A 14899-nucleotide genomic window follows, 5' to 3' on the forward strand; every position below is an offset into this window, starting at 1 on the left:
CCACCTAATCTTGAAGGGCAACACGCAGAATTTCTTCTGTCGTTGTTTTGCCTTCTCGTACTTTCATTAATCCATCATCTATTAAAAAGATGGTGTCATTCGATTGGGCAATTTCACGGATTTCCGCTGCAGTACCGCCTCTGTTAATGACATTTTTAATTTGATCATCTACCACAAGCACTTCGTGAATTGCCATCCGTCCTCGATAACCCGACATCCCGCATGACGGACAACCTTTACCTCGAGATATTGTTTGAATATCAAGCCCACGTTTTTTGAAAATCTCAATTTCGCGAATACTTGGCTCTTGCTTTTCACTACAGTCACGACAAACACGACGTACTAAACGTTGTGCCACAACAGCATTAATAGAACTTGTAACTAAAAATGGTTCAACGCCCATATCCATTAAACGTGTAACAGAGGCAATCGAATCATTCGTATGGATGGTGCTCAAAACTAAGTGACCCGTTAAAGAAGCACGAATGGCTATTTCAACTGTCTCTTTATCACGGATTTCTCCGACCATGACAATATCTGGATCTTGACGCAAAATAGAACGAAGACCCGCCGCAAATGTTAATCCTACATTGGAATTCACTTGAATTTGATTGATGCCTTCAAGCTGGTACTCAACTGGATCCTCAACTGTAATAATATTCACTTCTTCATCATTTAAATAGCTAAGTGCCGCGTACAAAGTTGAAGATTTACCTGAGCCTGTTGGACCAGAAATTAATACGATGCCATTTGGTTTTGCAATTTCCTTCATGAAGCGTTCATAATTCTTTTCAGATAAACCAAGCTTTGAAATGTCTGTTAAATTATTCGATAAATCCAAAATACGCATTACGATTTTTTCGCCGTAAACAGTCGGCAATGTGGATACACGCAAATCAATTGGTCGGAAATCAACATTTGTTTTGATCCGTCCATCTTGAGGAATCCGATGCTCTGTAATATCAAGCTTGGCCATAATTTTCACACGTGCGGTAACCATTCCTTGCATTAACTTTGGAAGCGTCCGTTCATCATGTAAAACTCCATCTATGCGAAATCGCACTAATAAACGAGTTTCTTGAGGATCAAAATGTATGTCACTTGCTTTCTGAGTTACAGCAGCAGACATAATCTGATTAACAATACGCACAACAGGAGCGTCCACATCTAACAGTTCTTCTTGCTTTTCTGCAGAAACTGCTTGATCAACCAAGAAATCATCAAACGTTTCGTCTTCATAGTATTTGTTAATGGTTTTCAAGATATCTTCTTTGGAAGAAATCGCTGGGATGATTTGAAAGCCAGTAATTAATCGTAAATCATCGATCGTTATGAAATCCATTGGATCTTTCATCGCTACATATAATTTATCACCATCGATTTTTAATGGAACAATCAAACTGCGTTTTGCCAAATCTTTTGGAATTAAGCTGAAAATTTTCGCGTCAAATGGATAATGAAATAATTGAACTTGAGGGATGCCAAGCTGAATTTCGAGCACTTCGAGTAGCTGCTGCTCAGTAATAATTCCTTGTTGCAATAAGACATCGCCAAGTAATTCATCACGCGACTTTTTTTGTAATACGGTAGTCAGTTGATCATCTGTTATTAAGCCGTTTTCAACTAATAAATCACCCAATCTTTTACGAATCAAGTTACTTCCCCCTATTACTTACTTGATGGAATTAAATTTCCACCTTTATCATATTGCGGTTCTGTTTCTTCATCTGAATTGTCGCTATTATTCCCGTCATCTGTTCCTGTTCCATCAGTCGACGAATCACTATCTGTTGAGCCATCTCCAGTATCTGTTGATGGTTGTCCGCTTGTTCCGTCTGTGGATGTTCCAGAACCATCAGTAGTACCGGATGTTCCTCCAGTCGAAGTCCCTGTACCCGCAGGAGGTGCAGGCACGGTTAATGGATGTACTTCTACTTTATGTACAGGTGGATAGAAATCTTTGGATACATTAATAGTTTCTAAAACATCGTCACCAGAAATGATAGTTTTCAGCACTGAAACTTGAACGCCATTCTCGCCTTCAGTTTTAATGCGAATTGTATTTTGGTCAACGAACGAACTAAACTGCTTAATCGTTTTAGGTTTGAATTCTTCACGATCGGTTATTGCAGTCTCGTAACTATAAACAAATGGAAGACCTGTTAAGTTTGCATTTAAACTCGTTCCACTAGTGTTTAGGTTTAATGTAAAAGTAGTTGAATTTGGATTGGTAAAAACAAAATCAACACCAAGTTCGCGATTTATTGTAGCTTCGAAACCTAGTGGAACTGTTATTGGAACTGTTGGCCCAATACTGCGCTCACCTACTCCGAAATTCGTTTGAAGTACAGATGCGTATAAAATAGATGCCACTGTCGTTAAATCTTGCTCTGTTACAACTCCAACATCAGCAGTTTCAATGAACTCTAGTAATGAGAACGTTGTCAATGGATCAATTACATAACCATCTAAAGCTAGAACGAGATTTTGAAGCCCTACTGACGTGTCGATGGAATCAAACGTTACATCTGTAACTGTAGCTTCTGTATTCGTGCTTAATAATGCATTTGAAATATCGATCGTTTGATCTTTTCTGCCAGAAGCTAACTGAACACGAATGGCCTCCGTTGCACTTATTATTTCGTCATCACTAAAAACAAAAGGCGAAAATTGCTGGTTCAAAAACGTTCCAACAGAATCTTCGGTAACATCAAATTGAAGTTCGTTTTTTGCTCCATCTTCCGCAGAAGTCAGTGTATTATTTGTATTAAACTCAACGACTTCTAATGGGAATGGAACCACAGCATCCTGCACTTTAATTTTCACTTGTGCTTGATCGAACCAACCTTTAACTCCTGTTTGAATAGTTACTGCAGCCTCTTCTTCGGGCAAATTCGATACATCAAACGGTCCTATGTATGTTTGATCTCCAAAATCTTTAGCAGGAAAGATAACTTCATTTACAACATATGTACCGGCTTGTGTTACGCCAAAGAACAAAATAGATGAGCCAAGAAGAGCAGCAAAAGTGGTTCCAAATACTTTATTATTCATTTATCAGCTCTCCTTCTTCGATGGTTTTAACCAGTCATCATTTTTAATTTCTGCAACAGCAGGGGTTGTTGTCGGCACTACATATTGTTGGGTTGGTTTCTCAATCGCTTCTTTAATAGTTTGAGGCACATAGATATGGGCTTCCTCTTCGGCTAACTTTTGACTTTCAAACTGTTTAGTAAAGAATACGGCTCCCACGAATATCAAACCTAACATAATTAACAATGCGTAATAAAAACTTAAAGTAGATTGCACTACCAATCCTAAAAAGGCGATAAAAAGCCCGCCAACCAAAAACATTAGTTTTGTTTTTAAATCAATCTTTTTTGCGAATAGTATGACTATTGGAAACACAATTAGTGCTACTAAAATTAACATTATAAATTTCATTATGTTTCACCTCTTATGGGTTGTAGTTGATGAATGTTTCAAAATTAAAATCGCCATTTTCCATGGATTCCATCTGATATTCACCATCAATATTAATCATGCTGACTGAACATTGTCGTAAAAAATCTTCAAAATCATCTGTGTAGATTACTTGATTTGCAGTTTCTGGTAGTAATTTGGCATGAGTGATTCTTGGATAGTATATTATTTTGCCATTTCCACTGAAGCTGAATGAATTGTCATTAAAATTTGTAGAACTATCAGCACCATCAAGTTTGATGGCATTTAAATTAACACACATCTTTGAATTCTGCCCGATAATCAAGCTATTTGCTCCTTGCTCTTTCCATTTCACGAGTCCCGTTTTACCGCTATTACCCATTACGACAATCGTTGTATCAGTCATATTCACTCCATTGTGCATTTCAATTGATCTAGTAATAATGGTGTTTCCTGAACTTTGATTCATATTGTTTAAGTCTAAAAACCCGTCTATATAAAAAATAGAATCCTTAAGTTGATTAGCATTTCCACCATCTAAAACACCGTTCGTAGGCTTTATATAAATCGGTACGTTTTGACCATCATATGCACTGAAATTGCAATTCGAGTTTGTTCCTATTGCTGCACAATAGTTGGTGACCTTAATAATAATATCGCTACCTTCCGGTATTGCTGCTAAAAACCCTTCTAAATCATTACCTGCATAAGTACAGGTTCCACTTGGATTTGTATTAGCTGGAATCGTGCAGATTCTTCCAGTATCATTCGGAGGTTCAAAAATATCGCTTACTGCATTATCAGAGTAGCTAATGATTGGCGTTTTTTCGACTGAAAGAAAATTAGGTGATCCAATGTTCAACTCAGAATGCAGATTCCGTTTGACTTGTGTTCCCATCGATCCTTCAACATTAATATTTAAAATAATATCGGAAGTTATTGTCGGTTGAACAATATCAATGCTCGTAATTTTGTACTTTAAATCTTTTTCATCATTTACCTCACGCTCATTTAAATTGACTTTTGAAACAAGGTTGGCAGCGTTTAGTTGTTGTACAAACTTACTAGGTTGTAGTTTTTTCATCTCATTTATTTCGCAGTCCAGTAATTCGACAAAATTTCCAGCTATCAATTTTGGTTTACATACATCATAAAATTCACCTAGCTTGGAATAACTTCTACCCCCATAATAATCTGATAAAGAGATATTGAATCTAATTTTTATTTTATCTAACTCAGCTTGAACAGAAGGAACAAACTGTTTAGCTTCAAGGGCCACCAAATTTTCAACATTTTTGACGTAGTATTGTGTTCCCATTTCTGCAGCAACCACTGCTTGATTTGAATTATCTACCGTTTGTTCTTGACGGCTATGATTTAAAGATGCGGCAACAAACATCGTTGAAAGAGCTAATAAAAAGACGACTAATATGAGAGTTATTAATAGTGCATACCCATGACTATTTATAAGAATTTTTTTCATTCTTTTCACCCTTCCAACTTAATAAGTAGTATTTAATCTATATATTTGAGTTTGGTAACTATTCTCTAAAGAACTACTATTGTCTTTGATGGTTAGGGTTAAGGAGTAGTTTGTTTCTTGAGGGTTAATTTTTTCTGGTGTACCCGTTTCCAAATTTAATTCATATGTGAATTGATTTTGATTGAACTCGATTTGTCTACTAGAAGGTGAAGTGCATTGTTCATCATCATATATTTTCATGGTAATTGCGGTTGTAGTTGTATTCTCAATCTCATAGCATTTTTCTGTACGGTGCACATTCATTAATGTCGATACAATCAGATTAGATTCTTGTTGCATTGTCGTTTTCTTGGTTTCAGTAACGTTGTATTTGACTCCAATATTAAATGTTGTCATTGCTAACACAGCGATAATTGAAACTAATGCCAATGCAGCTAACAGCTCGATTAAAGTAACGCCTTTTTCATTCAGATTCAATTTGGATCATCCTCCTCTTGAGCAATATATCCATAAGTCTCTGAACGTTTTTGACCATTTTTCTCAATTGACATAGTTACTAGATGTAGACTGATTGAATCTAAATTCGCATCAATTTCATTAGTAGAGACATTCTCTCTTGTTAAATTAATTGAAATTATAAAATCATATCCATTTGATGAAAAAGTTATTATTTTGTTGGTAGCCGTTTCAGAAATTGAAACATTTTGGTAGATTGAATCTGAATAAATATTTTGTAAAGTTGTATTTCCGACTAATTCAAAGGGTGTTGATTGCAAATGTTGCATTTCCATTCTTGCTAAGTTCATCGTATCCAGCTTCGCATCTGTTCGGTCATTAAAAAGTGTCATTTGAGGGAAGACAGTCATGATTCCAACCATTACTATTCCTAAAAGAACGAGAGCTGCCAAAACTTCAACAAGTGATAAACCACTCTGTTGTGAAAAAGGTGTCTTATTCTTCATCCTTTTGTCACACTCCCCCTAGTATTATAGTTTGATTATCCAATAAATATAGGAAAATGTCGATAAAATTCTCAATAAATAGAAAAAGAGCCAATTATCTTGGCTCAGTAGTTTCAATATATTCTATTTCACATACTCCGCAACCCTATTTCTACCTTCCCGCTTCGCTCCGATATAAAGTGCACGATCGGCATTACGGATAAGGGCCATGGCTTCGTCACAGTCTTCTGGTGCTGTTGAAACACCAATGCTTGTTGTAATGTTGACTAATGTTAGTTGTGGTTTGTCTTCAAGTTCAGTGCGAATTTCAAATGGAGTGGATTCGATTTTTGTTCGTAACTCTTCTGCTAATTTTAGAGATTGTTCTTTGGAGTAGTTTGGTAGAATAACGACAAATTCTTCGCCACCGTACCTTGCAAGAATACCGATGTCTTCTACTTCTCTTTCTAACAATCTAGCGAGTCCAAATAAGATGTCATTCCCACTCTGATGTCCATAGGTATCGTTGATAGCTTTAAAATGGTCAATATCCATCATTAGTAAAGATAATTGACGAAGTTCGCCATTTAAAAGTTCATCCATGTTGATTTCAAGTTGTTGCTCTAAATAACGATAGTTGTAAAGTTTTGTTAAGCCGCAACGTTCGCTTTTTGAAACTGCATCTTGGACAAAACGAGCCTTTTCAAGAGAAACGGCAAAGTAGGAACATAATAGACTAATTATTTGCAGCTGGTATGTCTCAAAAGCGTATTTTTTTCTTGAAGCAATAACCAAGATGCCTTCCATTTTTTGATTTCGAATAATGGGAACAGAAATGACGCTTTCTGCATCTAGTGGAAGAAATTCAGAATTCACCCTTCTCCATTCAGATTGCTTATTGTATAATACCGATTTCTCTTTCTTGAAAACCATTCCGGCAATACTAGTTAATAATTCTTCATGGGTTTGGGTAATTTCGACATCAATATCTGCTTCCATCGCCTTCAAGAAAATCAATTCACCTTTTTGACTTTGAATATCAAGAATATACGAATAATCAACAGGTAACATCTTATTTATTTTAGTCAAAAACAAATCGATAATTTCATCAGCAGTCAGCCGATCAGCCAGTTCATGACCAATTTCAGTTGCTTGATTCAAGTCTTCATTCACACGTTCTGAGTTGCTGTACAAACGCACGAGGAACGTGATGATTAAAAAAGGGACTCCTAAAAGTAGGAATGAGGCAGGTCCAACAAACTCATTGAGTAAATAAAGCGTAATTCCAAATGGGAATGTGACAATAAATCCTGCAAAATCCCATATTGTGTCTGGTCCGAAAAATCCTTCGTTTTCTTGTTTCGTAACCCTTAAATAAAAATAGAGAATAACATGATTTGAAAACATGTTGATAACTTGATAGATAGCTCCGAATAATAGTATTTCTTTAAAATCGATACTCCCTACTTGATAGCCCATTAATAGCACTGAGACCCCACTAATGACGGAAACCATAAAGAACATAAATGAATTCCAGAGAGCACGATAGAAATCACTGTAGCCAATTTTTAATTTCATCGCTAATGGAATAATAGCTAGTTGCATGACAATGGCTTCGACAAACACACCATACTTTAAAAATATAGCGAGGTTAATCCACTGCACTAAAAATATTGTGGTTCCTGCTACTTTGAATGGGAAATAGGTGGTTAATAAAGCGAGTGATGCGTATCCAATTAATATGATCCAATCAATTTGACCAGGTGTTTGAAACTGATAGATGAGATAAAGACCATATGGAACAAACAGAGCCCAAATGCCCCAAATCAATCCTTGCGTCCGTTTAGATATATCCATAAGCGCCCCTTCCAATATGGTTCCATTTATCTAGTACAAAATACATCGTATCAAAGTTAGAAAGTTTTGTCATCTTTTAAATATCAAGATTTCCCAAACATTTCGAGAGCCTTCAAACGCAGCTCTGCCAAGAGATAGAGGGAACCCGTGACTATTGTCACACGTGATTTTGAAAGACTTTTTTGAATATTTTCCAATGGGTCTTTAGTCACTAAAGTGAAGGGTGATTCACTAATTTTCGACATCTCTGAAGCTGGCATTGAGCGAGTATCTTCGAAATCTATAAATGTGAATGTTGAAGAAATTTCTTCAAAAATTCGTAAAATAGTTTCTGCATCTTTACCTTTTATCATTCCCACATAAAAATGAACAGGTGTATTTGGAAATTTTTCTTTTATCGTGTTAACGAGTGCTCTGGCACTTGCAGGGTTATGTGCTCCATCAAAATATAAGTTATCTGCAATTTTTTCAAAACGACCTGGGATAAACGCTTTTCTTAAACCCTCACGAATTAAATCTTCATTCATTTTAATATGAAGTTTTTCCAAAACATATAAAACCGCTCGAATTGCCAAGGCGGCATTATCAAGTTGGTGTGATCCTGAAAGCGGCACTTCCAGATTGGTAATTTTCGTCTCTAAATGACTTTCGTAGGTTCCGTTAGATAACGAAAAATCTTGATTAATCATCCAAAGTGATGATTGAAGCTTTTCCGCTTCCGTTGCTAAGACGTCCTTCGCTTCTTCTACAAGTGGACCTATAACCACAGGTATCCCTTTTTTAATAATTCCAGCCTTATGAAAAGCCACTTCTTTAATTGAGTTCCCTAAAAATTGTTCGTGTTCTAATGCAATGCTTGGAATTACGGAAATAAGAGGAGTAATCACATTTGTGCTATCAAACCTGCCCCCCATCCCGGTTTCAAGCAAAACGATTTGGGGCCGGAATCGTTCAAATGCCATAAAGGCGAGAACTGTTAGTAATTCAAAATCTGTAAGCAAGCCACTAATTCCCGCTTCTTTCGCTGATATAAAAACTTCATCTAATTGTTTGGAGGTTATGTATTGTCCATTTAATTGAATTTGATCATGCACATCCATAAAACAAGGTGAATAAAAACACGCAGTCTTCACTCCATGTGCTTGAAGCATGGCGTTCATCATGTTTATGGTCGATCCTTTACCATTCGTTCCTGCCACGTGGACGAATTGGAGGTTCTGATGTGGGTTGCAAACTTTTTTTAATGCATCCTCTACAGCTTCTAGACCGGGTTCAATTATATTTTTACTTTCCAATTCAAAACGTTGTTTATATTCATTAAATTTCGGAATCATTGTAGACTCCCCTTTCATCAAAGCGACCCCGCCTCAAAAATTAAGGCAGGGTCAATAATTATACTACTTTCGCTTGTGCTTTTTGTATTAAGTATGGACGGGCTAATGACATGAAGTACAGAGAACCCGTAACGAGAACAATACTTGATTCATCTAATTTCTCTAACGTTTGATCAAGTGCATCTTGCCAATTTAACACTAACTCTTTTTCAGGATGGTTAGTCGCTTCAAAAATATCTTTAGCGACCGCTGCATTTTTCACATGAATTTCTGTCACCGTAATGCTTGATGCAATATCATCTAACATATGGAGAACTGACGTAATATCTTTATCCTGAAGTGCTGTAAAGACGACGTGAATATTTTTCTCTGTATACCGTTGTTGAATGGTTTGAAGAAGCACTTCCATTCCTGCTGGGTTATGTGCCCCGTCAATAATAACATTCGGTAAAACTTCTTCAAATCGGGCAGCCCAACTTGAAGTAATCAATCCCTGGCGTATGCTGGCTTCCGTAATAGTAAAGCCATAGTATTTGTTCAATAATAAGGCTGCTGAAATGGCAAGAGATGCATTCTCAACTTGGTGATGGCCTTTCATTTTCAGGTGTAAATCCACAAGAGAAACATCGTCTAGCTGATAAGTAAAACGTTGCTCGTTCACTTCTTGCGTGACATTTTCAATAATGAAGTCTTTATACAGTTGATAGATTGGTGCTTGCTCCAACGAGGCTTTTTCCTCGATTACGTCTACTGCTTGCTTAGCCTTCACAGCACTGATAACGGGCACCGATGGTTTAATGATTCCCGCTTTTTCAATGGCGATTGCTTCTATTGTATCCCCTAATATTTGCGTGTGATCAAGAGATATTGACGTCAAAATTGATAACAGAGGTGTGATCACATTCGTTGAATCGAATTTTCCACCAATACCTGTTTCGATTAGGGCTATATCGACTTTCATATCGCGGTAATACATAAACGCGATAACAGTTAATATTTCAAAAAAGTTTGATCCCTCTCCAACTTCACCTTCTTGCAAGAGCGGATAAATGTCGTTCATATATTGAATAAATTGATCGTCTGTAATCATTACATCATTCATCATGATGCGTTCATTTACTTTTTCAAGGTGAGGTGAAATAAAACTCCCCACATGGAGGCCTTCTGCAATTAAGATTTCTTTTAGTGCATTCAATGTAGATCCTTTACCGTTTGACCCGGCAATGTGAACAGAACGGAAAGCTTCATGTGGATTTCCGAGGACTGATAAGATCGCTTTGATACGACTTAATCGACCATTGCGTTCCGTTTTCTGATCCATGGAATATATAAACTCAATTACTTTATCAACTGATGTAAACACATAGGTCACTCCTCAAACTGAATATTCTCTGAACTTCTGAGAATTCACTTTATTCTATCATGTTCATTCGAATAAAAGATATGAATTATTTCTAGTAACTAAAGAAAATTTTTTCAGAATAACAGCTACAACTTTGGAAATAATATGCTCTTATAATTTTAATGGTTTTGACTTCCGTTACAGGCGGACGCTTTCCGCGGGCATTGCCTCAGCCTCCTCGACGAGCAAGCTCGCCTCCGGGGTCTTCAGCTAATGCTATTCCCGCTGGAAAGATATTGGACGAACTGTCATTCGTCCAATATCTTTGCGACGAGTAACCGCAGGAGCATATGTTTTTATCGCCGCCTTTCACTCCAATCAAATTACTGAAATGATCAACAAATTCATAGGAAATACCCAATAACTTATCGAGTCTTTTTCATCAAAAAGCAATTATGAAATTGACTCGACTTATAACGAGTTCCATTAATAATCACTATTCATGTTTACATCATTCGGGTAAGAGTTTCCGAGATGATCAATTTCAGACGTCAACCTCTTTTTTTCAGACGTGAAGTCTCTTTTTTCAGACGTCGACTCGATTTTTTCAGACGTCAACCCCAAAAAGTCAGACTGAGATTCCCATCAACGTAAAAAAGGGCATCCTAGTTAGACTAGGACGCCCTCATTTTTATAAGGTTTTCAATTCAGCTAAACGTTTTTCAACGATTGCGTGTTTTTCGATGTAATCTTGTTGTTTCGCGCGCTCTTCTGCTACTACTGCTTCTGGTGCTTTTGAAACGAAGCGTTCGTTTGACAGTTTACCTGTAACGAGTTTAACTTCTTTTGCCCATTTCTCGAGCTCTTTTTCTAAGCGCGCTGTTTCAGCTGCGATATCGATTAAGCCTTCTAATGGTAAGAATAATTCTGCACCTGATACGACACTAGACATACATTGCCCTGGTGCTTCAATCCCTTGACCTATTACTAATGGCTCTGGATTGCAGAATTTCTCCAAGTATCTCGCGTTTTCTTCAAGTACAGCTAACGTTTCTGCATCTTTTGCCGAGATATATAATGGTACTTTTTTGCTCATTGGTGTTTGTACTTCCGCACGAATTGTTCGAACAGAACGAATAATATCAGACAACAACTTCATACTTGAAGCTTGTTTGCTATCCGTTAATGATTCGTTTACAGTCGGCCATGCCGCTATTGTAATCGATTCACCTTGGTGTGGTAGGCTCTGCCAAATTTCTTCAGTAATGAAAGGCATGAACGGATGTAATAAACGCATCGTATTATCTAATACATATGCCAATACAGAACGAGTCATTTTCTTAGCGTCTTCATCTTCACCGTGAAATGGAAGTTTCGCCATTTCGATGTACCAGTCACAGAAATCATCCCAGATAAAGTTATAAAGGGAGCGACCTACTTCACCGAACTCATATTTGTCTGCTTGTTTCGTAACTTGATCAATCGTTTCATTTAAACGAGTAAGAATCCATGCATCAGCAACCGACTTTTCTCCGCTTAAATCAATGTCTTCAAACTTCATGCCTTCCATATTCATCATGGCAAAGCGAGAAGCATTCCAAATTTTATTTGCAAAGTTCCAAACGGACTCTACCTTTTCAATCGAGAAACGCAAATCTTGACCAGGTGATGAACCAGTTGATAAGAAGTAGCGAAGTGCATCTGCACCGTATTTCTCAATAACATCCATCGGGTCAATTCCGTTACCTAATGACTTAGACATTTTGCGACCATCTTCAGCTCGTACTAATCCATGAATTAATACATCATCAAATGGACGTTTTCCTGTAAATTCGAGACCTTGGAAAATCATACGAGAAACCCAGAATGCAATAATGTCATAACCTGTTACTAATGCATTTGATGGGTAATAACGTTTGAATTCTTCATTCGTTTCATCCGGCCAGCCCATTGTTGAAAACGGCCATAATGCAGATGAGAACCACGTATCCAGTACATCATTATCTTGCTTCCAGTTCTCAATGTCAGCAGGTGCTTCATGTCCAACATAAATTTCACCCGTTTCATTGTGATACCAAGCAGGAATTCGGTGACCCCACCATAATTGACGTGAAATACACCAGTCGTGAATGTTTTCCATCCAACGTAAATAGGTATTTTCAAAGCGGTCCGGTACGAATTCAACTTTGTCTTCACTTTGTTGTGCTTTAATCGCTTGATCAGCAAGTGGCTGCATTTTAACGAACCATTGTGTTGACAGATATGGTTCTACAACAGCACCACTACGCTCTGAGTGACCTACTGAATGCGAATGCTCTTCAATTTTGAATAGCACGTCTGCTTGTTGAAGGTCTGCAACAATTTGCTTGCGGCATTCAAAACGATCCATTCCTTCATATTTTCCAGCTAATTTATTCATAGAGCCATCTTCATTCATTACTAACACGCGTTCTAAGTTGTGACGATTACCGATTTCAAAGTCATTAGGGTCATGAGCAGGAGTGATTTTCACAGCACCACTTCCAAAGTCCATTTCCACATAATCATCAGCAACGATTTTAATTTCACGACCTACGATTGGTAACGTAACTGTTTTACCGATTAAGTGTTTGTAACGATCGTCTTCTGGGTGAACTGCAACTGCAGTATCTCCAAGCATTGTTTCTGGGCGAGTCGTTGCTACTTCAATAAATCCAGTGCCATCTGTTAGTGGGTACCGCATATGATAGAAAGCACCCTGTACGTCTTGATGGATAACTTCGATATCGGATAACGCTGTTTTCGTTGCCGGATCCCAGTTGATGATTCGTTCACCACGATAAATGAGACCTTTATTGTAAAGTTTAACGAATACTTCTTTTACAGCATTTGATAATCCCTCATCGAGAGTAAAACGTTCACGTGAATAATCAAGACCTAATCCTAGTTTTGACCATTGTGTACGAATATGACCAGCATATTCTTCTTTCCACTTCCACGTTTCTTTGACAAAGGCATCACGCCCTAAATCGTAACGTGATTTGCCTTCAGAACGAAGTTTTTCTTCAACTTTTGCTTGAGTCGCAATACCTGCATGGTCCATACCTGGTAACCACAGAGCATCATATCCTTGCATGCGTTTCATGCGAATTAAAATATCTTGCAAAGTTGTGTCCCAAGCGTGACCTAAATGTAATTTACCCGTTACATTTGGTGGTGGAATAACGATGGTATACGGTTCTTTACCGCTTTCCGGTTGTGCTTCAAAAAACTTACCTTTAAGCCACCATTCATAGCGTCCTTGTTCAATGGACTTAGGATCATATTTCGTTGGCAGTTGTGTGTTTTGTTGTTCAGTCATCATATGTTCCTCCTTTTTTGAATACAAAAAAACTCCTATCGTCACAAAAAGGACGAAGGAGTTGTTCGCGGTACCACCTTTATTCGCAGATGACAAAAAAATCATCACGCTCTCAAGTTTATATAACGGCTTTTAACCGATTTCTGCTACTTCTTCTTTCACAGAAATTGCTCCTGGGCGACATTCAAATGTGTGTTTACGGAAACTTTCACCAAGCGTTTCCTCTCTAATGAAAACAACAGCATTTTACTCTTCCCAATCAGTGCATCACTATTTAGTTATATTGCCATTTCTTTAATAATACTATTGATACGTATTGTATCGAATGATTTATGTTACCGTCAAGTATTTTTGAAAGGAGGATTTATTATGAGACGAGGATATAACCCCTACTTGCTTCCCCCTTGGCTTCGGAAAACTCGCTTTTATTGCAAGAATATCATCTTGCCGATCACAGTATTCGAATTAATCCGAACCATATTTATACCGACCACATTCGATTTTCTACTGTTATGTTTATTGATCGGTATCTTAGTGTTGTTTCAAAAAGACATTATTTAACTTCGTATACGGAGTAAGCGTCTTTTAAGCCACGTAAGAAAAATGGTAATTCCATATCTTCTTTTGAAGGTACTTTCTCCTCAGAAGTTGGTGATTCCAATTCATTAGAAGAGGAACTATTACTTTCTATAGAAGAGGATTCCCGTTCAACAGGTTTTTCATACGAACACGTAACTTGCCATTCCACTTTTAAAGCATTTTGGTCAGTAACGTGTGCTTTCACATCTGTCAGTTCAATTTCCGGTATTTTATTGCCATGTACATACGTAGGTGGCAATTCCACAAATAATGGAACTGCGTATTCGAAATATCCATTTTCTCCGCTGACGTCTAAATCTTCAATCGAAATCCATTCAGAAGTTCCATGATGTTCACATTCACCTGGTTGAAAAACGACATTTGCAGCAATATGATAAATGCCGTATAAACTACAAACTCCTTTGACCTCTTGAAATTCAACTTGCGGTTTTACTTCTATACGTGATGCACCCGTTGGAACACCAAAACTTTCCGGAAAATAAAATACTTCTTGAAGTTGCCAATTTACTTGATTCACTTCTTGTCCTCCTTCACGATGCTATGTGAAAGATTTTATGC

At 37.4% G+C, this 14899-nt stretch carries 12 protein-coding genes and 1 other annotated feature; of the genes, 1 reads left to right on the forward strand and 11 read right to left on the reverse strand.

The features are described 5' to 3' along the window. Positions 1 to 4 precede the first annotated feature (4 nt). The 10 genes from WBG45_RS00875 to WBG45_RS00920 form a co-directional block, all read right to left on the reverse strand. Positions 5 to 1654 (reverse strand): GspE/PulE family protein, encoded by a 1650-nt coding sequence (locus tag WBG45_RS00875; protein ID WP_424411907.1) that lies wholly within the window; start codon positions 1652 to 1654, stop codon positions 5 to 7. A gap of 14 nt (positions 1655 to 1668) precedes the next feature. Continuing rightward, entirely contained in the window at positions 1669 to 3054 is a 1386-nt protein-coding gene (locus WBG45_RS00880; protein WP_424411908.1) for a hypothetical protein, read from the reverse strand. Between the two features lie 3 nt (positions 3055 to 3057). After that, positions 3058 to 3444: a hypothetical protein gene (locus WBG45_RS00885; RefSeq protein ID WP_424411909.1), complete on the reverse strand. Its 387-nt coding sequence runs from the start codon at positions 3442 to 3444 to the stop codon at positions 3058 to 3060. 13 nt (positions 3445 to 3457) lie between these two features. Next, positions 3458 to 4927: a hypothetical protein gene (locus tag WBG45_RS00890; RefSeq protein ID WP_424411910.1), complete on the reverse strand. Its 1470-nt coding sequence runs from the start codon at positions 4925 to 4927 to the stop codon at positions 3458 to 3460. A gap of 18 nt (positions 4928 to 4945) precedes the next feature. After that, positions 4946 to 5404, reverse strand: coding sequence for a prepilin-type N-terminal cleavage/methylation domain-containing protein (locus WBG45_RS00895; protein ID WP_424411911.1), 459 nt, complete (start codon positions 5402 to 5404; stop codon positions 4946 to 4948). Continuing rightward, positions 5401 to 5889: a type IV pilus modification PilV family protein gene (locus WBG45_RS00900; protein WP_424411912.1), complete on the reverse strand. Its 489-nt coding sequence runs from the start codon at positions 5887 to 5889 to the stop codon at positions 5401 to 5403. Before WBG45_RS00900 ends, WBG45_RS00895 begins: the two co-directional genes overlap by 4 nt. A gap of 123 nt (positions 5890 to 6012) precedes the next feature. After that, positions 6013 to 7725: a sensor domain-containing diguanylate cyclase gene (locus tag WBG45_RS00905; RefSeq protein WP_424411913.1), complete on the reverse strand. Its 1713-nt coding sequence runs from the start codon at positions 7723 to 7725 to the stop codon at positions 6013 to 6015. An 83-nt stretch (positions 7726 to 7808) separates the two neighbouring features. Beyond that, the gene (locus WBG45_RS00910) at positions 7809 to 9059 is read right to left on the reverse strand and encodes a bifunctional folylpolyglutamate synthase/dihydrofolate synthase (RefSeq protein ID WP_424411914.1); all 1251 of its coding nucleotides are present in this window, start codon (positions 9057 to 9059) and stop codon (positions 7809 to 7811) included. A 58-nt stretch (positions 9060 to 9117) separates the two neighbouring features. Beyond that, positions 9118 to 10422, reverse strand: a complete 1305-nt coding sequence (locus tag WBG45_RS00915; RefSeq protein WP_424411915.1) for a bifunctional folylpolyglutamate synthase/dihydrofolate synthase — start codon at positions 10420 to 10422, stop codon at positions 9118 to 9120. Positions 10423 to 11092: 670 nt separating this feature from the next. Next, positions 11093 to 13741 (reverse strand): valine--tRNA ligase, encoded by a 2649-nt coding sequence (locus tag WBG45_RS00920; protein WP_424411916.1) that lies wholly within the window; start codon positions 13739 to 13741, stop codon positions 11093 to 11095. Between the two features lie 45 nt (positions 13742 to 13786). Next, positions 13787 to 14013 (reverse strand) — a binding site (T-box leader). A 97-nt stretch (positions 14014 to 14110) separates the two neighbouring features. Between WBG45_RS00920 and WBG45_RS00925 the strand changes: the two genes are divergently transcribed. Further along, entirely contained in the window at positions 14111 to 14302 is a 192-nt protein-coding gene (locus WBG45_RS00925) for a hypothetical protein (protein WP_424411917.1), read from the forward strand. On the opposite strand, the gene WBG45_RS00930 is transcribed toward WBG45_RS00925, so the two are convergent. After that, the gene (locus WBG45_RS00930; protein ID WP_424411918.1) at positions 14295 to 14858 is read right to left on the reverse strand and encodes a hypothetical protein; all 564 of its coding nucleotides are present in this window, start codon (positions 14856 to 14858) and stop codon (positions 14295 to 14297) included. The two genes, WBG45_RS00925 and WBG45_RS00930, sit on opposite strands and share 8 nt — an antisense overlap. Positions 14859 to 14899 lie beyond the last annotated feature (41 nt).

It is taken from the genome of Paenisporosarcina sp., assembly GCF_049671445.1.
Classification (GTDB): domain Bacteria; phylum Bacillota; class Bacilli; order Bacillales_A; family Planococcaceae; genus Paenisporosarcina.